General features: G+C 69.3%; 18 protein-coding genes. 6 read left to right on the forward strand and 12 right to left on the reverse strand.

Translation table 11 applies throughout. From position 1 onward, the window contains the following. Positions 1 to 11 precede the first annotated feature (11 nt). Positions 12 to 2,672 carry a TonB-dependent receptor domain-containing protein gene (locus tag HR086_RS05055; protein WP_174465016.1) on the forward strand — a complete coding sequence of 887 codons (2,661 nt, stop codon included), beginning with the start codon at positions 12 to 14 and terminating at the stop codon, positions 2,670 to 2,672. Between the two features lies 1 nt (position 2,673). Continuing rightward, positions 2,674 to 3,861: a hypothetical protein gene (locus tag HR086_RS05060; protein WP_174465017.1), complete on the forward strand. Its 1,188-nt coding sequence runs from the start codon at positions 2,674 to 2,676 to the stop codon at positions 3,859 to 3,861. A 25-nt stretch (positions 3,862 to 3,886) separates the two neighbouring features. On the opposite strand, the gene HR086_RS05065 is transcribed toward HR086_RS05060, so the two are convergent. Beyond that, positions 3,887 to 4,978: an isopenicillin N synthase family oxygenase gene (locus tag HR086_RS05065; protein ID WP_174460491.1), complete on the reverse strand. Its 1,092-nt coding sequence runs from the start codon at positions 4,976 to 4,978 to the stop codon at positions 3,887 to 3,889. A 183-nt stretch (positions 4,979 to 5,161) separates the two neighbouring features. Between HR086_RS05065 and HR086_RS05070 the strand changes: the two genes are divergently transcribed. Beyond that, on the forward strand, positions 5,162 to 6,124 hold the full coding sequence (locus HR086_RS05070) for a hypothetical protein (protein ID WP_174465018.1): 963 nt from the start codon (positions 5,162 to 5,164) through the stop codon (positions 6,122 to 6,124). 1 nt (position 6,125) lies between these two features. Here HR086_RS05070 and HR086_RS05075 read toward each other — a convergent pair whose 3' ends face one another. From HR086_RS05075 to HR086_RS05085, 3 genes are all read right to left on the reverse strand, one after another. After that, entirely contained in the window at positions 6,126 to 9,857 is a 3,732-nt protein-coding gene (locus tag HR086_RS05075) for an ATP-binding protein (RefSeq protein ID WP_254626184.1), read from the reverse strand. 227 nt (positions 9,858 to 10,084) lie between these two features. Next, positions 10,085 to 11,155: a virulence RhuM family protein gene (locus HR086_RS05080; RefSeq protein ID WP_174460488.1), complete on the reverse strand. Its 1,071-nt coding sequence runs from the start codon at positions 11,153 to 11,155 to the stop codon at positions 10,085 to 10,087. Positions 11,156 to 11,303: 148 nt separating this feature from the next. Continuing rightward, positions 11,304 to 12,125: an NAD(P)-dependent oxidoreductase gene (locus HR086_RS05085; RefSeq protein WP_174460487.1), complete on the reverse strand. Its 822-nt coding sequence runs from the start codon at positions 12,123 to 12,125 to the stop codon at positions 11,304 to 11,306. A gap of 131 nt (positions 12,126 to 12,256) precedes the next feature. On the opposite strand from HR086_RS05085, the gene HR086_RS05090 reads away from it, so the two are divergent. Next, on the forward strand, positions 12,257 to 13,237 hold the full coding sequence (locus tag HR086_RS05090; RefSeq protein WP_174465020.1) for a protocatechuate 3,4-dioxygenase: 981 nt from the start codon (positions 12,257 to 12,259) through the stop codon (positions 13,235 to 13,237). Between the two features lie 23 nt (positions 13,238 to 13,260). Here HR086_RS05090 and HR086_RS05095 read toward each other — a convergent pair whose 3' ends face one another. After that, on the reverse strand, positions 13,261 to 14,151 hold the full coding sequence (locus HR086_RS05095; protein ID WP_174458163.1) for a LysR family transcriptional regulator: 891 nt from the start codon (positions 14,149 to 14,151) through the stop codon (positions 13,261 to 13,263). A gap of 65 nt (positions 14,152 to 14,216) precedes the next feature. Between HR086_RS05095 and HR086_RS05100 the strand changes: the two genes are divergently transcribed. Further along, on the forward strand, positions 14,217 to 15,173 hold the full coding sequence (locus HR086_RS05100) for an MBL fold metallo-hydrolase (RefSeq protein WP_174458162.1): 957 nt from the start codon (positions 14,217 to 14,219) through the stop codon (positions 15,171 to 15,173). Positions 15,174 to 15,234: 61 nt separating this feature from the next. Here HR086_RS05100 and HR086_RS05105 read toward each other — a convergent pair whose 3' ends face one another. Then, the gene (locus tag HR086_RS05105) at positions 15,235 to 16,245 is read right to left on the reverse strand and encodes a PHB depolymerase family esterase (protein WP_254614098.1); all 1,011 of its coding nucleotides are present in this window, start codon (positions 16,243 to 16,245) and stop codon (positions 15,235 to 15,237) included. Between the two features lie 43 nt (positions 16,246 to 16,288). After that, positions 16,289 to 17,104 (reverse strand): alpha/beta fold hydrolase, encoded by an 816-nt coding sequence (locus HR086_RS05110; protein ID WP_174465021.1) that lies wholly within the window; start codon positions 17,102 to 17,104, stop codon positions 16,289 to 16,291. 72 nt (positions 17,105 to 17,176) lie between these two features. On the opposite strand from HR086_RS05110, the gene HR086_RS05115 reads away from it, so the two are divergent. Beyond that, positions 17,177 to 17,821: a TetR/AcrR family transcriptional regulator gene (locus tag HR086_RS05115; RefSeq protein WP_174458160.1), complete on the forward strand. Its 645-nt coding sequence runs from the start codon at positions 17,177 to 17,179 to the stop codon at positions 17,819 to 17,821. A gap of 6 nt (positions 17,822 to 17,827) precedes the next feature. Here HR086_RS05115 and HR086_RS05120 read toward each other — a convergent pair whose 3' ends face one another. The 5 genes from HR086_RS05120 to HR086_RS05140 all read right to left on the reverse strand — a co-directional run bounded on the left by HR086_RS05120 (position 17,828) and on the right by HR086_RS05140 (position 23,136). Continuing rightward, positions 17,828 to 19,504 (reverse strand): hypothetical protein, encoded by a 1,677-nt coding sequence (locus HR086_RS05120; RefSeq protein WP_174465022.1) that lies wholly within the window; start codon positions 19,502 to 19,504, stop codon positions 17,828 to 17,830. Between the two features lie 86 nt (positions 19,505 to 19,590). After that, positions 19,591 to 21,195: a transglycosylase SLT domain-containing protein gene (locus HR086_RS05125; RefSeq protein ID WP_174465023.1), complete on the reverse strand. Its 1,605-nt coding sequence runs from the start codon at positions 21,193 to 21,195 to the stop codon at positions 19,591 to 19,593. Then, positions 21,192 to 21,590: a BlaI/MecI/CopY family transcriptional regulator gene (locus tag HR086_RS05130; RefSeq protein WP_174458157.1), complete on the reverse strand. Its 399-nt coding sequence runs from the start codon at positions 21,588 to 21,590 to the stop codon at positions 21,192 to 21,194. The genes HR086_RS05125 and HR086_RS05130 overlap by 4 nt, the downstream gene beginning before the upstream one ends. Positions 21,591 to 21,654: 64 nt before the next feature. Continuing rightward, positions 21,655 to 21,990, reverse strand: a complete 336-nt coding sequence (locus HR086_RS05135; protein ID WP_174458156.1) for a protealysin inhibitor emfourin — start codon at positions 21,988 to 21,990, stop codon at positions 21,655 to 21,657. A 3-nt stretch (positions 21,991 to 21,993) separates the two neighbouring features. Then, complete coding sequence (locus HR086_RS05140) at positions 21,994 to 23,136, reverse strand: M4 family metallopeptidase (RefSeq protein WP_174465024.1); 1,143 nt, start codon at positions 23,134 to 23,136, stop codon at positions 21,994 to 21,996. Positions 23,137 to 23,237: the final 101 nt, after the last annotated feature.

The following is a 23,237-nucleotide window of genomic DNA, read 5'->3' on the forward strand; positions in this document are numbered from 1 at the left end:
GCCCCCACACGATGACGCGACTCGGACCGTCTCTTCTCGCCCTGGCCCTGGTCGCCGTCCCCCTTCGTGCCCAGACGACTCCGCGGCCCGGCACCGAGTCCTCGCCGCTCTCCGCGCTCATTCCCCCCACCCTGGCCGAGGACGCTCCCGCGCGGTTGCCTCAAGGCCTCCACCTGGACGCGCCCGTCACCGTCGAGCTGGAGCTGACCGTCGACGAGGCCGGTGACGTCGTCGAGGCCCGCATCGTGGGCGAGCCTCCCTCCGCGCTCGCCCAGGCCGCGCTGCACGCCGCGCCCCGCTTGCGCTTCCACCCAGCCACCTCACAAGGGCAACCCGTCACGGTGCGACTGCCCTTCACCTATCGCTTCGAGCCGCCCCCCGTGGCCGCCCTCCGCGCGGTGCTCACCGGCCGGGTGCGCGCCAAGGGCACACGCAAGCCCATCGCCGGAGCCACCGTGCGCGCCGACGCGGCGTCGACGGAGACAGACGCCCAGGGACTCTTCCAACTGGAGCTGCCCCCCGGCGAGCATGCGCTGAAAATCACCGCGCCCGGGCATCGGCTGCTGATGCTCACCGAGACGCTCGACGCGAGCCAGCAGTTGGAGGTGCTGTACTCGCTGGAGCCGCTCGCGGTGAACCCCTACGAGACGGTGGTGCGCGCGGACCGGCCGCGCACCGAGGTCTCCCGCGTCACGCTGCACGAGCAGGAGCTGCGCGAGGTCCCCGGCACCATGGGCGACCCGTTCCGCGTGGTGATGCTCATGCCGGGTGTGACGGCGCTGGCCTCGGGGCTCTCCTATCCCGTGGTGCGCGGAGTGCAGCCCGCCGCCAGTGCCTTCTACGTGGACGGCGTGCGCGTGCCCTTCCTGTACCACCTGCTCGTCGGCAACGCGGTGGTGTACCCGGACCTCGTCGAGTCACTCGACTTCCAGGTCGGTGTGCCCTCCGCGCGCTACGGCAGCCTGCTGGGCGGCGCGGTGGACGCGCACGTGAGCCGGCCGCGCGAGGAGGGCCTGCACGGCAGCGCCTACCTGGACCTCATCCACGCAGGCGCGTTCCTCGAGGTCCCCATTCCCCAGACGGGAACCACCGTCACCGCCGCCGCGCGCATCAGCTACACGGGCCTCCTCATCACCCGCATCGCCAACAGCCTCACCGGGCCGTCGTCGACCACGATAGGCGGCAACGTGTATTCGGAGCCCGGCGAGCCCAAGTTGTACGCGGACTATTGGGACTACCAGACGCGCGTGGAGCAGCGCGTGGGCCAGGGCAACCTCCGAGTCCTCGCGCTCGGCACATCGGACGCGGTGGGACTCACGGCGCGCATCCCCACGCAGAGCTCGGGCGGCGTGGGCCTGCTGTTCCACCGGCTCGACTTGCGCGGTCGCCACCCCTTCGCGAGCGGCGAGGCGGAGGTGGGCCTGACGCTCGGGTATGACCGGCTGAGCCTCGCCTACAACAAGGGCGGCAGCGCGCCCGGCCGCTACGAGCTGACCCAGGGCAGCGTCGCCCTGCGCACGGGCTACACACGCGAGCTGTCCTCCGAGCTGAACCTGGAGGTCTTCGGACACCTGGAGCGACGCGACGCGAGCATGGTGGCCACCGGCCTGTTCCGCCCCGTGGGCCCGGTCGACGGGAAGGACGCGTACTCGCGCCCTGGCATCCTGGGCACCTTCGCGGGCGTGGGCACGCAGCTCACCTGGCGGCCTTCCCCGCGGTGGACGCTGGTGCCGGGCCTGCGGCTGGACAGCTACCACGGCTTCGGGGACACGACGCGGCTGGCGGTGGAGCCTCGGCTCGCGGTGCGGCATGCCTTCACGGACACGCTCACGCTGAAGGCAGGCGCGGGCCTGTACCACCAGCCCGCGACGGTGCTGCTCCCCGTGCCCGCCGGAGAGATGCTCGCGCTGGAGCGGGGACTCCAGCGCGCGGCGCAGTTCTCGCTCGGCTCGGAGTGGCGACCATCTTCGGAGTGGGAAATCTCCGCGGAGGCGTACTTCAACCCGCTCCTGCGCACGCTGGAGTTCAACTTCGAGGACGTGGTGAGCAACCTGCGGCGTCGGGGACTCGAGGCCGAGGACGTGGAGAGCCGGGGCCACAGCTACGGCGTGGAGTTGATGGTGCGCAGGCCACTGGGGCGACGCTGGTTCGGCTGGCTCACGTATGGCTTCAACCAGAGCCGGCGCTTCACGCGCTACGCGAAGGTGGGCCCGGATGGCGAGGAGCTCGGCATGGCGGAGGGCTACCTGCCCTATGCCTTCGAGCAGGCGCACTCCGTCAACGCAGCGCTCAGCTACCGCTTCGACTTCGTCACCGTGGGCGCGGTGGCGCACTTCAACACCGGCCGCCCCGAGACGGGTCAGTTCGGCTACCGCACCATGCGCGAGGGCCTGGGCGAGGACGGCGAGCCCGAGTGGAAACCGGTGAGCCGCGACGCGGTGGACCGACTGCCCTCTTTCTTCCGCGTCGACTTCCGCGCCTCACGCAGCCTCGTCTTCGACAACTTCATGCTCGATGTGTACCTGGATGTCTTCAACGTCACCGCGCGCAGCGAGGTGCTGACCCGCGACTATGGCTACGAGGGTGAAGAGGGCCAGCCCGTGGGCCTGAAGCGCAAGAGCCTCGGCATCCCGGTGATTCTGCCCACGCTCGGCGTCAAGGGGACCTTCTGACATGCGCCACCTGCTCATGGGGCTCGCCTGCGTCATCACCTCGGCGGGCTGCGCGCTGGAGCCCGAGTCTCCCGTCTTCCTCTCCGGCACCGCGCTGGAGTCCGACGGCTCACCCTGGCGCGGCGCTCCGCTCACGCTGATGCGTCCGCGCCGGCTGGATGGACCCCAGCCGATCCCAGGACAAGCTCCAAGTGGACGCCTCACACTCGCGTACGAGCCCTGGGCCCTGGTGACTCCGGACGCGCAAGGACTGTTCCTCCACGAGCTGACCGCGCGCGACACCGGCGCGGACCAACTGGATCGCCCATCCCCCTGGGCGAGCCTCAGCGCCTTCCAGCTCCACCTGCCGTCCCTGGACGGCGCGAGGGACTTCCTGGCCTTCAACTTCATGCGGGACGTGGACCTGCCGCCGCTGCGCCGCTGGGACAGCCAGCTGCGTGCGAGCGAGGACGAGGGCGGCGTTCGCCTGACGTGGGTGGACGTGCCGCCGCTCGCGGACATCCCCGAGCACGGCTACTTCGTGCAGGCGCGTGGCGAGTCCGGCGTGGTGTGGAGCCAGGAGAAGCGCTCCGGCGAGGCGTGGCTGGGGCCGGAGATGCTGGAGGACTTCGCGCCACCGCTCGCCTTCGTGCAGGCCCGAGCCGAGGGCTGGCGGGACTGGTTCCTGAGCGTCCTGGAATATGTGGATGTGCATGAGGCGCCCCCGGTGCCGCTGCCCTTCACGGGACGCATCCCCTTCAGCCGGGGACAGCCCTGCGAGACGGATGACGGCGTCGTGGACCCGTGTCCCTTCACCGACGGCAAGCTCGAGTCGGTCAAGGTGCCAACGCCGATGTACGGCGCGCTGGAGCAGGTGCTCATCATCCGGCTGCGGGAGCCCGTCCATCCCCGCCGCGTGCTGGTGCGAGGCCACAACAGCACGTTCATGGAAGAGGTCCTTCACGTCGAGGGCTCGCTGGAGGGCGGCGCATGGCAGCCGCTGGGCCAGGACACCCTCATTCTGGCGCTCGACACCCCGCCCCACACGGACGACAGGAACACGCAGGTGGCCTTCGAGCGCGACGTCGACGCGCCCCTCCGGGAAGACACGCCGCTCGTGGACCGGGTGCGCATCTTCACCGCGAAACCGTCCAGCAACCCACCGATGCGCGGCTACTTCCACCAACTGCGCGAGGTGTCTGTCTTTTGAGGAGACACCCCGCGCGCGCCGCGCGTCACGCGTAGGGGTTGTAGAACTTCGCGAATGTGGCGCGGGCGAAGTCGCCGAACGTCATGCCCGGCTGGAAGGCGCCCACGCGCAGCTCCGCCGGGTCCGTGCCCTCGGGCGGACGCAGGCGCTCCTCGTTATCGGGCTGCATGAAGACGGCGAACGTCGAGCGGGAGATGTTGCGGCTCGCCGGGTGCGCCAGCGCCTGCACCGCGTGCGGTGTCGCGCGCAGCAGTCCGCCCGTGACGATTTGCGCGCTCTCTCCAATCTGGAACGCGAGGCAGTCCTTGGGGATGACGACCTTGCGCTCCTCGCCACCGCGCGTGCGCACGTAGAGCCCCGCCTCCGGGTCCGGCACCGCGATGTCCTGCCGCGTCGGCTCCGAGGCCCCAGGCTCCGCATCGAAGTACATGGCCGGACACAGCCCCGTCAGCGAGCCGTGGTCGCTGTGCCAGCCGCACCAGGAATCGCGCGTGCGCGGCGTCGAGTCCTCGTTGATGGCGAAGTAGTAGAGCAGCCGCGCCTTGCACGCACGGGACTCGCGGATGGTCCGCGCCAGCTGTGCATCCGGCGAGAGCCTCTCGCCCAGCCGCGCCGTCACGTACCGGTCGCACTGCGCCGCCACGAGCAACCCCACGTCCACCATCTTCCGCCCCAGGGCCTGGAAGGCCGGGCGCAGCGCGGGGAAGTCCGGGTCCGGCCACACGTTGGGGAGGTAGTTCTCCGGGTACTTCTCCACCAGCGACGCATCCACCTGGGGCGAGTCGTACTGGGGATTGTTGTAATAGGAGCCCTTGAACTCGTCGAACTGGCCGGGCTTGAGCACTTCCTTGCCGTGGCTCCAGCCGAAGGAATAGCTGCTGCGCTCGTGGACGTAGCGGTCCTTCACGTCATTGGGCAGCGCGGCGAACCGGAAGCCCAGCGGCAACAACCCCTGCCGCAGCTCCACCAGCCCGGGGATGCCCCGGACGATGAGCAGGCCAATGCCGTCATACCCATACGCGCGCTCGATGTCGGCGGACAGGTCCGCGCCGTCCACCAGCTTCGCGTAATCGAGAACCACCACTCCGTCCTTCGCTCCCGCCACATCGCTGCTCATCCCGAACGCCTCGTCTCTTCTCCCCGGACCGCGTGGAAGGGGGGCGACGCGCGCCGTGCCCTTCCAGGGCCATGCGGAGGGCCCCAGCATAGCCGAGTCCCCGCGCGCGAGGACGGCGACGAAGCCCCGGCCGGTGCACAATGGGGGCAAGCGTCTCCGGCTCCCTGTCCTGAAGGAAGAACCATGGCCTCCGCGAACAATCCCTCCCAGCTCGGCATCACCCTCTGCGCCGTCTCCTACCTGGGCCAGTTCGACTCGAACTCCAAGCGCTACACCCTGATGAACGAGGCCCTGTCCGCCACGCTCACGGAGGGCTGGCAGGTGACGTGGGGCCCGGCGACACACGGCGAGGACCTGGTCTACGTCGCCGCCAACACGAGCGGCGACTGCGCGGTGGTGGTGCGCGGCACCCTGTTCGACCGCATCGAGGACCTGCTCCAGGACAAGAACATCAACCCCCAGGAGCCCCTGCCCTTCACCGCGCCGTCGTTTCCCGCCGATGCGGCCATCTCCAAGGGCGCCGTGGAGGTGTGGAAGAACGTCGTGGCCATGTCCTCGTCCGTGGGCCCCGGCGGCGGCGCGCTGCTGACGTTCCTCCAGGGGCTGCCCCAGGGAACGTCGCTGCTCGTCACCGGGCACAGCCTGGGGGGACAGGTGGCCACCGTGCTGGCCGCGTGGCTCCAGGGCGCGCTGACGAACGTGTCCGTGCTCCCCGTCACCTTCGCCGCGCCCACCGCGGGCAATCCCGCCTTCGCCGAGGCCTTCGACGCCGCCTTCCCGGAGGCCCAGCGCTACTACAACGCGCTCGACGTGGTGCCGCGCGCGTGGACCGAGGAAGGGCTGACGTCCATCCTGTCCCTGTACCCCGGCGGCCCCGCGTGCGGCCTGCTGTGCAAGGCGGCCGTCGACGCCGCGCTGAGGACCCTCCGGGACAACGCACTGACGTACCAGCAGCCCACGACCGGCACGGAGCTGCTCGGAACCGTCTACTCGGTGAGCGGCTTCGGCGCCTTCGAGGACGAGGTCAACGACCAGCACCGCGCCCTCTATTACATGTTCCTGCTCGACATCCCGGTGAGCACCATCCACTCGCTCAATGCCACCTGGGCACCGCCGCCGAGCCAGGCCGCGCGCTCGGCGGGGTGAGTCAATTGGAGCGGGCCGAGTTCAGGCGCTTGAGCAACGAGCCCAGGGTGGCGAAGTCGATGGGCTTCACCAAGTGCGCGTCGAAGCCCGCCTCCTTCGAGCGCTGCCGGTCCGACTCCTGGCCATACCCCGTCACCGCGATGAGCTGGAGGCCCCCGTCCGGGCGCTGGGTGCGCAGGTTGCGCGCCAGCTCGTAGCCGTCCATGACGGGCAGGCCGATATCCAGCAGCGCCAGCTCCGGGCAGAAGGACGGCGCCACCTGGAGCGCGCTCGGGCCGTCGTAGGTGACGCGCGTCTCGCAGCCCAGCATGTCCAGGGCCTCGGCGAGTACGTCCGCCGCGTCGCGGTTGTCGTCGACAATCAGCACGCGGTGCGGCATCGGCGCGACCTCCTGCGCCGCGACCGCGGAGGCCACGCTCGCCTCGGCGGGCAGCGCCTCCAGCGCGGGCAGTCTCACGGTGAAGGTACTGCCCTGTCCCCGGCCATCACTGCTCGCCTGAATGGTGCCGTCGTGCTGGGCCGCCAGGCTCCGGGCAATCGCGAGCCCCAGTCCCAGTCCGCCCTGCGAGCGGTCCAGCTCCTGCCGCTCCTGGAAGAAGAGGTCGAAGATGCGCGGCAGCATCTCCGGAGTGATGCCGCTGCCGTTGTCCTGGACGGAGGCCACCACCTCCGAACCCTCTCGCGTCCCGGTGATGGTGATGCGCCCACCGGGCTCCGTGTACTTCGCCGCGTTCGTCAGGAGGTTGGAGAACACCTGCCCCAGTCGCGTCGCGTCGGCGTCCAGCAACAGGCCATGGCGAGGCAGCTCCACCACCAGGTGGTGGCCGCGCTCCTCCAGGAGCGGACTGGACTGCTCGATGGCCTTCGCCACCACCTCCGCCAGCTCCACGCGCTCACGGCGAAGGACCAGCTTGCCCCGCGTCACGCGGGACACGTCGAGCAGGTCGTCCACCAGTCGCACCAGGTGATGCACCTGTCGCTCGATGACGGTGCGCTCGCGCTCCGCGCCGTCACCGCCACGCAGCCGCATCAGCTGGAGCGCGGTGAGGATGGGCGCCAGCGGATTGCGCAGCTCATGGCCGAGCATCGCCAGGAACTCGTCCTTGGCGCGGCTGCCCGCCTCCGCCTCGCGGCGCGCGTTGGACAGGTCCGTCACGTCGAAGGCCACCACGACGATGGAGTCCACCCGGCCCTCGTCGTCCAGCATCGGCTGGTAGACGAAGTCGAAGAACACCTCGCGCGGAGGGCCCCCCTCACCGGAGACCATCATCAGTCGCAGCGAACGGCCGATGTATGGCTCGCCCGTGGCGATGACCCTGTCCAGCAGCTCGAAGATGCCCTGGCCCGCCAGCTCCGGCAGCGCCTTCGCGATGGGCTGGCCGACGACGGGGCGGTTGGCGACGAGCCGCAGGTAACCCGCGTTGGCGAACTCGAAGATGTGCTCGGGCCCCTTCAGGATGCAGATGCCCACCGGCGCGTACGTGAAGACGCGCGTCAGGAGCCGGGCATGGGCCTCCTGGATGGACCGCAACCGCGCCTTGGTGAGCTGCGTCTCCACCCGCGCCATCAACTCGCGCGCGGAGAAGGGCTTCACCAGGTAGTCGTCGGCGCCGGCGCGCAGGCCCTCGATGCGAGCCTCCTCACCCGCTCGCGCGGAGAGGACGGTGACGGGCACTCCGCGCGTCCGCTCGTCGGCGCGCAGCTCGCGCAGCAGGCCGAAGCCATCCAGCCCCGGCATCATCACGTCCGTCAGCACCAGGTCCGGAGGTCGGGCTCGCGCGGACTCCAGCGCCGCGAGGCCGTCCGCCACCGCTTCCACTTCCCAGGTCCGCGAGAGCAGCGACGTCAGGTACTCGCGCATGTCGGCGTTGTCGTCCGCCAGCAGGATGCGCGCGCCCTTGGCGACGTTCTGCGCCGAGGGGACCTCCTCCCCCAGCTCCAGCGACTCCACCTCCAGCCCGCCTGGCAGCCAGCGCAGGGCCTCGTTCACATAGGGCGCGGCGCCCAGCGCCGTGAAGGCCCGCGAGTCACGAGCACCGACGTGCGCCTTCGGCAGATGGTCCGCGCCGGAGGGGATGCGCAGGGTGAACGTGGTGCCCTTGCCTTCCGTGCTCGCCACGCCGAGCGTGCCGCCATGGAGGCGGACCAGCTCGTGTACGAGCGCCAGGCCGATGCCGGAGCCCTCATGCGTGCGCGCGCGTGCGCCCTGGACGCGGTGGAAGCGCTCGAAGACGCGGGGCAGCTCCTGCTCCGAAATGCCGATGCCCGTGTCGAAGACCTGCAGCTCGACCTGACCATTCGTCCACCGCTGGGAGATGCGGATGGTCCCCTCGAAGGTGAACTTCAGCGCGTTGGAGAGGAGGTTGAGGACAATCTTCTCCCACATGTCCTGGTCGACGTAGACGTCCTCGGGCAGTGGCGCGCAGTCGACGTCGAAGCGCAGGCCCGCGCGCTCTATCGCGGAGCGGAACGCGCTCGCGAGTCCCGCGGTGAGGGCGGGCAGGTCCACCGGCTCGTAGTGGGCCTGGATGCGCCCCGCCTCCAGACGGGAGAAGTCGAGCAGGGAGTTGACCAGCTTCAAGAGCCGCAGCGAGTTGCGGTGAACCGTCTCCAGCGGCTCGCCGGAGAGGGCGCGTGACGGCGAGGCCAGCGCGTCCTCGGTGGGGCCGAGCATCAGCGTCAGCGGCGTGCGGAACTCGTGGCTGACGTTGTTGAAGAAGGCCGTCTTGGAGCGGTCGATGGCCGCGAGGGCCTCGGCGCGCTGACGCTCCTCGTCGTAGGCGCGGGCATTGGCGATGGCCGTCACCACCGGGTCCGCGGTGAGGCGGAAGAGGCCCAGGTAGCGGTCATCCAGGACGCGGCGCGGGCTGACGCCAGCCACCAGGAAGCCATACGGATGCGGCTGCCCGGAGCGAGCCAGCGGCAGCACCACCGCGCGCGACGGCGCCGTTCCCCAGCGGCCCGTGGGGAGGTCCCCGAAGCGCGAGGCCAGGTCATCGACGAGGACCTCCCGTCCGGTGCGCGCCGCTTCCACGAAGGGCCAGCAGCCGGCGGGGTCCGTCACGCCGTTGAAGGCGCAGTGCGCGGGCTTCGCGGAGCCCGCGTAGCCCTCCATGCCGCTGGAGCCCACGCACCGGACCTCGGTGCCGGCGTCGTCGAGCAGGTAGAGCAGCGTGAAGGGCAGGTCCTGGTCGTAGCCGGAGAAGATGGACGCGGCGGTCTGACAGGCTTCCTCGGCCGTCTTCGCGGCGGCGGAGCTGGTGGCCAGCTCGCCCAGCATCTTGAGCTGGCGGTTGTCCTGCACCTGCTCGGTGGTTTCCTGCACCGTGACGAGGACACCGCCGACCTGGCCGGCTTCGTCATACACGGGGCTGTACGAGAAGGTGTGGAACGTCTCCTCGATGAAGCCTCGGCTGCTGATGAAGAGCGGAAGGTGCTCGCTCCATGTCGCGGGTCCGCCCTTCAGCACGCCTTGGGCCATGGGGCCGATGACGTCCCAGATTTCAGCCCAGACAACGGAGGCGGGAGCGCCCAGGGAGCCCGGGTGCTTCAGGCCGAGCACGGGCCGGTAGCCGTCGTTGTAGATTTGAAGCATCTGGGGTCCCCACCACAGCAGCATGGGGAAGCGGTTGCCCAGGACGACGCCCACCATCGTCTTCAGGCTCGTGGGCCAGCCGGAGAGGGGGCCCAGCGGTGTCGCGGACCAGTCCTTGGAGCGGACCAACTCCGCCATCTCGCCGGCTCCGCCGAGGTGCCCTTCCTGGAATGCCGTGGCTCGCTGTTTGGGGAAGTCCGGCGCGGACATCAGTGCTCGTTCGGAAGAATGGAAGTGACCTGGGCTTCTAGTGTCGCGTCCACAAGCACGCAATCACTGCCGCATGGAGCCTCTTCTCCCGAACATTTTACCGGTGGTCCGCCCACCCCCGGGGCAGGCGGGCTCGCCGCCCGGGAGCAGCCGACTCATGGCTTCTTGCCTCGGCCCCCTGTCCTGGATTCGAGCTGCTTCGTCTTCTCCACGGCCCGGTCGAAGTCGGAAGTCGGCAGGTTCGACTCCAGCTTCCGCTGGTTCTCGCGATACCGGTCGAACTCGGATTCCGCGTGGGCCGTCGCCAGCTCGTGACTGACTTGCCCCGCGTGGGACAGGACGTCCCGCTCGTTGAACTGGAGGAAGCCATCCAGCTTCGCCACCCAGCTCTCCATCGTCATGGGGCGCCGGCGGCGGGCCTGGTCCTCCGCGTAGTCCAGATACATCGTGACGACACGGCTGAGCTCTCGCAGCTCGGGCTCCGTGAGGTAGTTCTTCGCCACCGTGACATCCGCTTTCCGGATGGGTCCTTCGGGAGCGTGCTTCCAGGTCGCGAGTCCCATGTGGGGCTGACTCGCGTCGGCGCGCTCTCGAATCAGCTCCGCGGCGGTGTGGCCATGAATGGCCCAGTGCAGCTTGTTCTGCACCGTCGCATAGAACGTCTGGGTGATATCCGATTGGGCGTCATAGTCGACGCTGCACTGGGCGTAGATGTCGGTCAGCTTTTGATAGAACCGACGCTCCGACGCTCGAATCTCCCGGATTCGCTCCAGGAGTTCGTCGAAGTAGTCCTCTCCCAACGAGTCGGCGGACTGGAGGCGGGCATCGTCGAGCACGAAGCCCTTCACCAGGTACTCGTCCAGCAGGGCCGTGGCCCACTGCCGGAACCGCGTCCCCTGAGTGGAGCGGACCCGGTAGCCGACCGCGAGAATCGCGGGCAGGCAGTAGTGCTCCACCAGCCTCGCGACTTCCCGGGTGCCCTCCATTTGAACTATCCGGAATTTCCGGAGGGTTGCCGCCGGGTCGAGCTCTCCCTCCTCGTAGATGTTCTGGAGGTGCTCGTTGACGGTTCGCACGTCCTTGCCGAAGAGCTCGGCCAGTTGCTTCTGGGTCAGCCAGACGGTGCCCTCGACGAGCCGCACGTGGACCTTCGAGACACCATCCTCACCCACGTAGACCAGGAACTCTCCCGGACCGGGCCCTCCCTGTTTGGCGTCACCGCTCATCCTGGCGGCTCCTCGCGACACTCGACGTCACACCCTGCTCGGACTCCCACGCCATCTCGCCACCCTCCTCGCCTTGGGCCCTTGCCGGAATACTCAACGCACGGCCCACGCTCCCGAACCGGAAGCATGGGCCGTACCAATCCACCCCTCAGAGGAAGTAATCGGGGAACAACTCCGCGCCGGGCACGGATTGATACTTGTCGAAGTTCGTCACGCCGTCGGCGCGCAGGACGTCCTCGTCGATGCAGAAGTTGCCGGTGAAGCTCTTGCTCGGCTTGGTGAGGATGGCGTACGCGGCGTCGGCCATGATGTCCGGCGAGCGGCTGCCGCGAATCGTCTCCTCACCGCCCAGCAGGTTCTGCACCGCCGCCGTCGCGATGACCGTGCGCGGCCACAGCGCATTCACCGCGATTCCATCCGGGCGCAGCTCGTCCGCCATGCCCAGCACACACATGCTCATGCCGTACTTCGCCATCGTGTACGCGACGTGCGGCGAGAACCAGCGCGCCTCCATGTTCAGCGGCGGCGAGTTGTTGAGGATGTGCGGATTGCTGGAGCGCTTGAGGTGCGGAATACACGCCTGCGAGCAGGCGAACGTCCCGCGCGTATTGATGCCATGCATCAGGTCATAGCGCTTCATCGGCGTGTCCTCCGTGCCGGTGAGGCTGATGGCGCTCGCGTTGTTGATGAGGATGTCGATGCCGCCGAACGTCTCCACCGCCTTCGCCACCGCCGCGGCAATCTGCTTCTCGTCGCGGATGTCCACCGCGAAGGGGAGCGCCCGGCCGCCCGCCTTCTCGATTTCCTCCGCGGCCGTGTAGATGGTGCCCGGCAGCTTGGGGTGCGGCTCCGTCGTCTTCGCGGCGATGATGATGTTGGCGCCGTCGCGCGCCGCCCGGAGGGCCATCGCCTTGCCGATTCCTCGGCTGGCCCCGGTGATGAAAAGCGTCTTCCCCTTGAGTGTCGTCATGCGGCCGGTCTCCGTGGGTGGCACGTAAGGTCTGCTTAAGAACTCCCTGGGTATAGCGATTCTCGGGCCCGAGAACACGGGCGACATGGACCGGACCTCCCCACTCGCACCGGCCCAGGAGAGGACTCGCGATGAGCGACCAGGACAGGAAGGACACCCTCACCTCGGTGATATCCCGCCGAAGGGTGCTGCGCGGCATGGGCCTGACGCTGGCGGCGATACCGCTGGTGCAGGTGCTCGCCTGTGGCGCGGATGACTCGGGCACCCCGGGAACCGGGGGAGACACCGACTCCGGAACTAACACCGACGCGGGCACCACCGCCACCGACTGGGCCACCGGCGGCACCGCGGTGATGGCGGGCACCTACGCCAACCCCTTCACCGACGAAGCGGGCACCACCTGCGCCCTCACCTGCGCGGCCACCCTGGGCCCCTGCTATGCGCAGACGCTGGTCCGCAAGGACATCAGCGAGGGCCACGACGGCCTGCCCGTGCGGCTGGCCTTCCGCGTGCTGAACGAGGCGTGCGAGCCCATCCAGGGCGCCTCCGTCGACATCTGGCACGCCGCGCCGGAGGGCCTCTACTCGGGCGAGGACGCCAGCACCTTCTGCACCTCGGACGACCCGACGGCCACGTCCGCCCGGTGGTTCCGAGGCGTGCAGGTGACGGACGCCGACGGCCGCGCCGACTTCGATACCTGCTTCCCCGGCTGGTACAGCAGCCGCACCGTCCACATCCACTTCACCATTCGCATGGGCGAGGCGGAGTACGTGACGTCGCAGCTCTTCTTCGACGACGCGCTCAACGACGACGTCATCAACCACCAGCCGCTCTACAACACGCGCGGACCGCGAGACACGACGAACGCCAACGACAACGTCGTGTCCGCCGAGTCCGTGGGCAACTACCTCTTCCAGACCTCACGCCAGGCGGACGGCGCCATGCTCGCGTGGAAGACGCTCATCATCCGCTCCTCACTGGACACCGCGCAGTGCCAGATTCCAGGAGGCGGCGGAGGCGGTGGTGGTCCGGGCGGCCCTCCGCCGGGCGGCGACGGAGGCCCCGGTGGCCCTCCGCCGGGTTGGGACGGCGGCATGCCTCCCATGCCGTAGCCCGCGTCTCCGAGCGCGCGAAGTCAGCGCGACTTCGCGCGCTCCAGCTCCTCCACCAGCAGCTCCGACACCTTGCGCACGCGAGGAATCTCCAGGGCCGACTTCGCGCAGATGAGGTGGAGCTGGCTCTTCTTGTAGGGCCCCAGGTCGATGTCGAGCGGCACCAGGTTGCGCTCCCGCTGCTGGCTGAAGCGGTGCGTGACATGGCCCAGCGCAATCGCGCCCACGCCCGCCTCCGCCGCCGCCAGCAGCACCAGGAAGTTGTCCGCGGTGAAGACGGGGGCGAAGTTCGGGATGAGCGACTCCAACTGGGGATTGGGCGACATCGCCTCGAACGGCGGAGCCCACGCCACCCAGGGCAACTCCTGGAGCGTCGGCCGCTTCGGCAGCGTCGCCTTGAGCGACTTGGAGACGAGGACGGCGGTCTCCACTTCCAGCGTGTACACGCGGGTGAGGTCCGCGTTCCTCGTGGACCGCGTGCGCAGCGCGAGGTCCGCCTCCCCGCGCCCCAGGTCCGCGTAGTTCACCGACGACTGCACCTCCAGCCGCAGCCCCGGGTGCTTGCGCGCCACGTGGCCCGCGAAGGGCGCCAGGAAGTCGAAGCTCACGAAGGGGCTCGCCGTCACGCGTACCAGCCCCTGGGGCGAGGAATCGGCCGACTCGGCGGCGCGCTGGAGCTCTCCGGCCCACTCCGCCATCTTCCTCGCGGGCTGCAGCAGCCGCTCCCCCGCCGACGTCAGCGCCGCGCCGTCCACGCTCCGCCGGAACAGCTTCGCCCCCACCTCGTACTCGAGCGCCGCCAGCCTGCGACTCACCGTCGGCTGGCCGATGCGCAGCCGCTTCGCCGCCGCGCTGAAGCTGCCCGTCTCCGCGATGGCCAGGAACAGCCGCGCGTCATCCCACGGAATATCCATATTTGGATGGCTTCATACCAAAATGGCCATTTCCCATGCATCAACGCATCGATACCTTGGCGCTCATGAAGAACGTCAAGCGCATCACCCTCTCCGTCCTCGCCGTCCTCGTCCTCGGTGCGGTCATCCTCGGAGTCGTCGGCGTGGCGGCCACCTCGCACCCCCACCAGCGCTCGGCGCTCGGCGCGGCGCGGCCCGCGAATGACCTGCTCGCGGTGCTGGACGAGCCCGGCCCCGTGGAGTTGGAGTCCGTGGCGTCCTCCGACTGGGCCGTGGCGCGCAGCGGCCTCATCAACCTGAATCACCCCACCGCGAAGGCGGCGAAGCTGGAGGACGGGGATGAGCCCATCCAGGTCTTCTTCCATGCGCTGCGCCACCCGACGAAGGGGCTCTTCATCGTCGACACCGGCATCGAGACGGCCCTGCGGGACGCGCCGGAGAAGGCGGCCATGCAAGGCATCGTCGCCAGCGCCATGAAGCTGGAGAAGCTCAAGGTGCACCAGCCGCTGGGCGAGTGGCTGGCGAAGCAGCCCCAGCCCCTGGCCGGCGTGTTCCTCACGCACCTGCACCTGGACCACCTCACCGGCATGGCCGACGTGCCCGCGGGCACCCCCGTCTACACCGGCCCGGGCGAGGCGGAGGCCCGCGCCTTCCTCAACGTGCTGATCAAGCCCAACACGGACCGCGCGCTCGCGGGCAAGGCCGCGCTGTCCGAGTGGACCTACGCCGCCGAGACGGGCGGACTCTTCGAGGGCGCGGTGGACATCTTCGGTGACGGCTCCGTGTGGGCGCTCTGGGTGCCGGGCCACACGCCGGGCAGCACCGCGTACCTGGTGCGTTCGACGAAGGGCCCCGTGCTGCTCCTGGGCGACGCCAGCCACACCCGCTGGGGCTGGGAGCACGACGTGGAGCCAGGCACCTTCACCGCCGACGCGACGCGCGGCACCGAGAGCTTCAAGAAGCTGCGCGCCTTCGCCGCCGCGCACCCGAACGTCGCGGTGCGCTTCGGCCACAAGCACTGACTCGGAAAAGGCCCGCGCTCCTCATCGACGCTCGAGGAGCGCGGGTGGAAGTCCCGCGCGGCTACGGCAGGTCGAGCGCGTGCTGCTTGAAGAAGTCCCACATGAACGTGGTGGCGTCGGGGCCGGCCGGGTCGGCGAAGGGGTAGCTCGCATTGCCTCCCGGCCACGCGTGGTCCATGCCACGAATCTCGTACTTCTGGGCCACCAACTCACCGCCGTAGACGTAGTCCTTCACGACGTAGGTGCGGCCCCCGGGGACGCTCAAGGTCCGCGTGCTCGTCGGCGTGCCCTTGACGCTGTCGTTGGCCACGCCGTCATCACCGTAGTCGCTGGTCTGGAGGAACTGCTTCACGGCCTGCTCGCCGTTGAGGGGATTGACGACGCTGTCCTCGGTGCCATGCACCACGAGCACCGGCACCGTGCGACGCGGCCGGCCCGAGCAGACCCACGCGTCCTTCCCCTTGTCATCCGGCGAGTAGATGCTGCCGAAGAGCATGGCGAAGGCAGTGCCGGACACCGTGGTGGCCGCCTTGTACATGGCGCCCGCACCCACCATGCCCGCGGCGAACACATCCGAGTAGCAGGACATCAGCGTCGTCGTGAGCACGCCGCCCGCGGACACGCCGCCCACGTAGACGCGGCGCGCGTCCACCGAGTAGCGCTGCTTCATCAACTCCACCATGCCGACGATGAGCGACGGCTCGCCCGTGCCGCGCTCCTGGTTGTTGCCGAGCATGAAGTTCCAGCACTGCGTCGCGTTCACGAACGTCGCCTGGTTCGGATAGAGGATGAGGAAGCCCTCCGCATCCGCCTTCTCGTTCAGGCGCGTCAGTCCCGCGAACTGGTCCGGGTTCTGGAGACAGCCGTGTAGCGCTACCAGCAGGGGGCGCGGTGTCCCCGGTTGGTAGCCCGTGGGGACCCAGAGTTGGTAGCCCCGGGCTCCCCATGCGCCCACATAGTTGCCATGGACCCACGAGCCGGCGTACGCGGGTGCTCCCGTGGAGAGCACCAGCAACACCGTGAGTACAAACAGCGACCGCGAGAGTGCGACACCACGTCGATGCATCGACATCGTCATGCCTCCTGGGTTGTGGAGCTCGGGTTCGCTGCTCGGCTCAGGCGCCGAGCGAGGTGCCGGGCGCATCGCTGTCGACGGCGCGGAGGAAATCCTCCACGGCGTCGGTGAGCGGACCGGGCTGGTCCAGCGGAGCGGCATGGCCGGAGTCCGCCAGCACGTGGAGCCGCGCCTGGGGCAGCAGGTCCACATAGGCCTGCTTCGCGGACAGCGGCGTGTAGTCGCGCTCGGAGTGGAGCACGAGCACCGGACAGGTGACGTCCTTCAGCCGCGCCATGACGCTCCAGCCCAACAGCCCGCGCGTCGCGCGCAGGTAGGCATCCGGGTCATTGGCGGAGAACGTGGCGATGGCGCGCTGACGGAGCGACTCCTGCTCCGGCTTGGGGAACAGCTTGGGCGCCAGCACCTTGGCCAGGGCCTTGGGACCCAGGAAGCGCAGGAGCGTCAGCCGCAGCGCGAAGTCGAACTTGCGGCGCACCGTGCGGGCGACGAGCTCCGGGCCGCTGTTGACGATGACCAGGCTGCGCACCAGGTCCGGCCGATCCACCGCGAGCTGGAAGCCCATCATCCCGCCCATCGACAGGCCGATGACGTGCACCTGCTTCAGGCCGAGCGCGTCGCAGAGCGCGGCCACATCCCGGGCGAAGAGCGGCACGCCATAGGCACCGGCCGGGCGACCGCTGCGACCGTGGCCCCGCGCATCCGGGACGACGAGTCGGTAACCGTTTACCAGCCGTGGCGTTACCAGCTCCCAGTCGACTCCGGAGGAGCCGAGCCCGTGAAGCAGCAACACAGGAATGCCCTGACCCGACTCTTCGTAGTGGAGAGTGAAGCCTTCGAGCTGCAACGTGGACATCCTCGAACTCCAGGCGCGGAAGTAACGTTGGCCCACCCTATCTGAACGAACGTTCGTTTAACAAGAACCCACATGAGCACACCCACTCGCTCTCGGCTCCGCGCCCAGCCGGCGAGCCTCCCGCCGTCAGCTCCGTCGGACGGCACCCGACGTCGAATCCTGGAGACGGCGCTCCAGCTCTTCGCGAGCCGCGGCTACCACGACACATCCATCCGCGATTTGGCCAAGGTGCTGGAGTTGCAGCCGAGCGCGCTGTACGCGCACTTCGCCTCGAAGGAGCACGTGCTCGCGGAGCTGGTGCGCATTGGTCATGAGGCGCACCACGAGGCGCTCCAGACGGCGCTGAAGGAATCAGCACCCGAGCCGAGGCAGCAGGTGCGAGCGCTGGTCCGCGCGCACACGCGAACGCATGCGCTGCATCCCCAGCTCGCGGTGGTGGTGAACGAGGAGCTGTACGCGTTGACGCCGGAGCTGGCCGCGCCGGCGGTGGCGCTGCGGGACAAGTCCGCCGCGCTTTTGGCGGAGGTCATCGAGCGCGGGGTGGCGCAGAAGAGCTTCTCGCCGCCCCATCCCCGCGTCACCGCCGCCGCCATCTCCGCGATGGGCGTGCGCCTGCCCTACTGGTACGAGCAAGGCGGCGCGCTCGACGTGGAGACCCTCTCGGAGCTCCACGCGGAGCTGGCGCTGCGCATGCTGGGAGATGGCGCGGCGCGGTGAGGGGACTCACGGAGGGGTCGCGTTCGCGGCCTCCACCTCCGTCTGCAACTTCTTCAGCGGCGGCACGCCCCACTTCGCGCGCTCCTCGTCCGAGACCGAGGGGTCGACCGGGACGAGTCGCCACTTCCCGTTCACCTGCTCACGCTGGGTTCCGTAGCGTTGCGGCTTGCCCTGCTGGGTCAACAGCCGGTCCTCGGCGGCGGCGGTGAGCCAGCGAGCCAGTCCGTCCTTCGGGTCGAGCTCCACGGCCTTGAGCAAGAGCGTGTGCGCGCGCTTGAAGTCCGCCACATCCTTGCCGTGGTGGAAGAGCAGCGCGGCGTGGAAGGAGTCCTTCGCGCTCTGGACCTTGCCCTCCTCCAGGAGCTGGCGAGCGCGGGCCAGGCGCTTCACGTCCCGGGGACCGACCACCGCCCAGTCTATCTTTGACTCATCCTGTCGGTCGTCCTGGTCATCCAGGTAGAGGCCATACAGCTCCGCGTTGGTACCAGGAGGCGCCGCGGCCATCAGGTTCGCCCTCACCTGGGCCATCAGCGGGGCCCAGCGCGCGTCCGCACGCAGCGGGGCGAGGTCCTCGTCGCGCCGGACATGCTGCCAGTTCGAATACCCATGCTTCGCCGCGCGCTGGAGCGCGGTGATGGCCGCGTCCGAGTCCTTGGCCAGGGAGTGGCAGCAGGCTTCGTTGTAGGCGTCGGACGAGGCCTTCGAGGAGTCCACCCGGGCCGCCTCGGCGAAGTGCTTCGCGCACTGCGCGAACTGCTTCGCGTCATAGGCCGCGTCGCCCTGGGCGCGCAGCGACACCGCCTGGACGTTGATGCCCGCGCCCTGCTTCGACTCCACCGCGGGCAAGGAGGCGGTGATGGCGCCCACGTGGAAGACGCCGTGATAGCCATTCTCGACAGAGGCCGCGTGTTCGACGAACGGACGCTCGCCCTTGTCCTTCCCCTTCATCGGGTATGCCGAGCACACGGCGTTCTGGCCCATGCAGACCCAGGCACTGCCACCGGTGTAGCTGTTGTTCAACGACGTCACCGGGAGCTTCGCCTGCGCGAGGTGCCAGCCCATGGGGGTGTAGTTCGCATCCCATGGCGTGCCCTTCTCGAGCCGCACATGGAGGTTGCCCGCGAGCACCAGCGTGAGGTCCTCCGCACCCTTCGAGAGGGCAGCGAGGAGGTTCTTCGCCATCTCCCCGTCCCGGTCCGCGCTCTTCGCGACGTCGAAGGCGACGACGGTGAGCTTCGCGCCGGAGCGACGCAGCTCGCGCAGCCGGCTCAACAACTGGAGCATCGCCTTGCTGCTGCGCCCATCCTGGACATCTCGCATCCAGAACGGACGCAGCAACAAGTCCGCCTGGCTCTTCTGGGCGTCATCCGCCGCCAGGAAGGCGTCCAGCGGGCCCTGCTCCTCCGAGGGAATCTCGAGCCCCACGCGAACCGCCAGCCCCTGGACGGACGCGTGGCACGCGACGTCACCCACGAAGCGGGGCACCTCCTCGGTGCCGTGCATCTCTCCGAAGAGGACCAGTCCACCGGGCTTGAGCAGCGCCTCGAGCCCCCGTGGCGCCTCGCCGCATTCAGGCTTCACGATGCTGGGAGCCGCGCTTCCAGAGGACGTGGAAGCACAGGCGGACAGGACACAGAACGACCAGGTGGCGAGACAGACTCCAGACACGATGCGTCTTCGCATGTGGACCCCGGGACCAGCGAGAGCGCGCACCTTATAGCGCGCCATATCGAATCCCGTGAGGCCCCGCGACACGCGGGCCCGGCACCTCAGTCCAACAGATGCGGATTGCGGACAATGAGCAGTCCGGCTTGCACGGTGGCCACGTAGTCATTGAGGTGACCGCCCGCGATGAGCGCCGTCACATCGCGGCTGGCACCCTCGGTCAGTGCCTGGTCCACCTTCTTCTCACCCTGGTTGTACGCCGCGAGCGCCAATCGCCAGTCGCCATAGCGCGCATGCAAGTCAGACAGCAGGGCCGACGCGGCCTGCGTCTCACGCGCCACGTCCAGTCGCTCGTCACGCGCCGCGCTCACTTCCAACCCATAGCGACGCGCGGTCTCCGGGATGAACATCCACACGCCCGCCCCACGCATTCCGGGCGCGAGTGACGGCCGACCATCCGTCTCCGGCATGTTCGTCACCGCCGACTCCACCACCGCCACCGCCAGCAGCCCCTCGGGCAGCCCCTTCGAGCGCAGCGTCGCCGTCAGCGCGGCCCGGTGCGTCCCCAGGTTCTCCAGCGCCCGCTTCATGAACGCGCGGCCCTTGTCGGTGCCGACCAGGCGGTTGAGGTGCTCCACCACCTTCGCATCCACCACGATGGGCAAATCCCCCCGAGGCTGACTCGTCCGAGCGAGCGCCTCCGCATCGGCCTGCGTCACCGCGCGGCCACGCGCCGCGCCTTGCGCCAGGACGGCCACGGGAAGCAACAGCAGGGACAGCGCGGCGAGCAGCGCGGGGACGGCATGGGTGCGGCGGGGACGCGGCTGGAACAGCATGTGGATTCTCCTCTGCGTGGGATGAGACATGCCGGTGGCACCGGCGGGAACGGGCGGAGCGCCCGGGAGACGCAGCGCCGCCTGGAGCAGACAGCGCGCATAGGCCTGGGCCTGGGCACGGCCGCTCGCGACCAACGCCTCGTCACAGGCGAGTTCCTGGAGCGACGCGAGCCACGCCGACAACCCATGTGCCGCCGGATGCCAGAAGAAGGCCCCCGTGAGCACCAGTCGCCCCAGGGCCAGGTGCGTGTCGCGCTGACGGTGGTGCTGAAGCTCATGCAGCACGGTGAGCCGGAACGACTCCGCGTCCTCCAGCAGCGCGGGAGGCACCACCACCCACGCGCACGGACGCTGTCCCCAACGAGGGAACCACGCGGAGAACGCCGGAGTCCCTTCTTCACCGAGCACCACCACCACGCGCCCCACCGAGCGGACCCGGGGCAGCGCTTCCAGTCGACGCAACAGTCGCCCATGACGCACGAGCGCCCGCCCGATGAAGAGCCCCGCTCCAGACAACCAACCCAGTGACAACAGCATCCAAATGGACGCGGGCACGGAGGCAGTCCCACGAGCCACGGGTACGGAGACATTCGCGCCTCCCGTCCACACCGTGGAGGGAAGCCGCTCCGCCTGTCGCGCCACCGAGCGCTCGAACGTGAACAGCGGCCCCGCGGGAGACAGTGCCCGCGCGCCCATCGCCAGGAGCGGCAGCAGGAGCACCAGGGCCAGCGCCCCGCGCCCCACCCGCAGCGCCTGCCTCGCGGACAGCGGCCATCCCAGCCGCGTCAGGAGCGCCAGCGCCCCCCATGCGAGCAGCAACGCCACCGGCAGCAGCAGCGCCACCGCGAGATAGAAGGACACGAGGCCGCTCACGACTTGCCCGCCTTGCCCTTCAGCAGCTTGCGGATCTGCTCCACCTCGTCGGGCGCCAACGGCACCGCCTCCACCAGTCGCGCCACGAGCGCGGACGGGGTTCCATCGAAGACGGTGTCCACCAGGTGGCGCAGGCTCTGCGCCTCATACGTCTCGCGCGGCAGCGTGGCAGAGTACAGGTGTCCCCGCCCCTGCTTGCGGCTCACCACCACGCCCTTCTGCTCCAGGATGCGCAGCACGGTGGAGACGGACGTGTACGCCAGCGCGCGCTCCGCCGGCAGCGCGGCCAGCACGTCCGCCACGCTCACCTCGCCCTGCTTCCACACGATGTGCATCAGCTCGAGCTCCACCGGCGTCAACGGCCGGGGCGCCTCGGGCTCGGGTTGTCTGGCCATGGGTGTCCTCCGTGGCCAGCATTACTACTAAGACCTTAGTTCTTCGTCAACTAAGCCCTTAGTTCTAGTGTCCACCGCGGCGGCGCGTGGCGCGCTTCACCAGGGACAGCAGCTCGCGCAGGTGGGGGTCCTCCACGGGCTCCACCAGCTTCACGGAGTGTCGCCGCGTCCCCTCCTCCACGGTGAGGGTGTACTGGCGCTGGTCGGCGCCCCTCGAGCCGGAGCCCTCCACCACGGACGGCAGCTCATGGAAGCGCGCGTCGCGCAGCCCCTGTTCAATCGCCTCCGCCTGCTCGGCGGGAAGCTCGCCCAGCTCCACGCTCCTCGGGCGAGCGAGCCCCGGGAAGGCGGCGAGCCCTCCCTCCTGCGAGAGCTGGATGCGAACGCTGTCACGCGACACGGCTCAGGCTCCCGGCTGGACGCCACCACCACCCGGCCCCCACTGAGGGATGGACACCCTGTCGCGCGAGACGCGGATGCCCACCTCTTCCCAGGCCTCCTTCACGGCCGCCTCTTCGTCGCCCGCGCCGTACAGCCGGGTGGCGGCCATGACGGTGATGCGCGCGAAGTCGGAGAAGTTCGTGTCCGGCATGATGCGCGGGTCCCTCATGGCCTCGTACCAGATGCGGCCCGCGCGCTCCCACGCGCTGCCTCCCAGGCTCATGGCCGTCAGGCAGAACGCCCGGTTGGGGATGCCGGAGTTGATGTGCACCCCGCCGTTGTCCTCCCACGTGTTCACGTAGTCGCGCATGTGTCCGGGCTGTGGGTCCTTGCCCAACACGTCGTCGTCGAAGGCCGTCCCGGGCTCCTTCATGGACCGCAGGGCCGTGCCCTCCACCTCCTCCGCCAGCAGCCCCGCTCCAATGAGCCAGTCCGCCTGGTCCACCGTCTGACCGAGCAGCCGCTGCTTCACCAGGGAGCCGAAGACATCCGACATCGACTCGTTCAGCGCGCCCGCCTGTCGGAAGTACCACAGCGGCCCTTCATCCTCCGTCACGCCGTGGGCGAGCTCGTGCGCGATGACATCCAGGGCGATGGTGAAGCGATTGAACAACTCACCATCCCCGTCGCCGAACACCATGCGACGCCCGTCCCAGAAGGCGTTGTCGTAGTCCCGCCCGTAATGGACATACGCCTGCAAGGGCATTCCATCCCCGTCGATGGAGTTGCGCCCGAGGATTTCCCAGAAGAAGTCATACGTGGCGCCCAGGCCCTCGAAGGCTTCATCGGCCGCGGTGTCTCCACACGGCCCCTGCCCCTCCGAGCGCACCAGCGTCCCAGGGAAGGCCTCCTCGCCCTTCAAGTCGTAGATGCTCCGCTGTCGCTGGGACTCCACCATCATCGCCGGCATCCGGCGGACCGATGACGCGGAGGCGGCCACCCGACCTCCCGCGAAGCGCAGCGCCCGGAAGGTGCTGTCCGTGGCCACGGTGTGCAGGGCCTTCACGCGCTGCTGCGGCGTGCCGTTCTCCGCGATGGAGCGCAGGAGATACGGAGGCAGGATGCAATGAATGGAATGAATGTGCCGCGTGCCGCGCGTCGTCATCGAGGTCCCCCCTCATGAGCGTCTCAGCCCTGAAGGTAGGGACCTCGGCGTCGCGTCGAGCACTCGGGCACCGACTGTCTTCCCGCGCTCCCACGCCCTGC

The organism is Myxococcus sp. CA039A (assembly GCF_013336645.1).
GTDB classification, from domain to species: domain Bacteria; phylum Myxococcota; class Myxococcia; order Myxococcales; family Myxococcaceae; genus Myxococcus; species Myxococcus llanfairpwllgwyngyllgogerychwyrndrobwllllantysiliogogogochensis.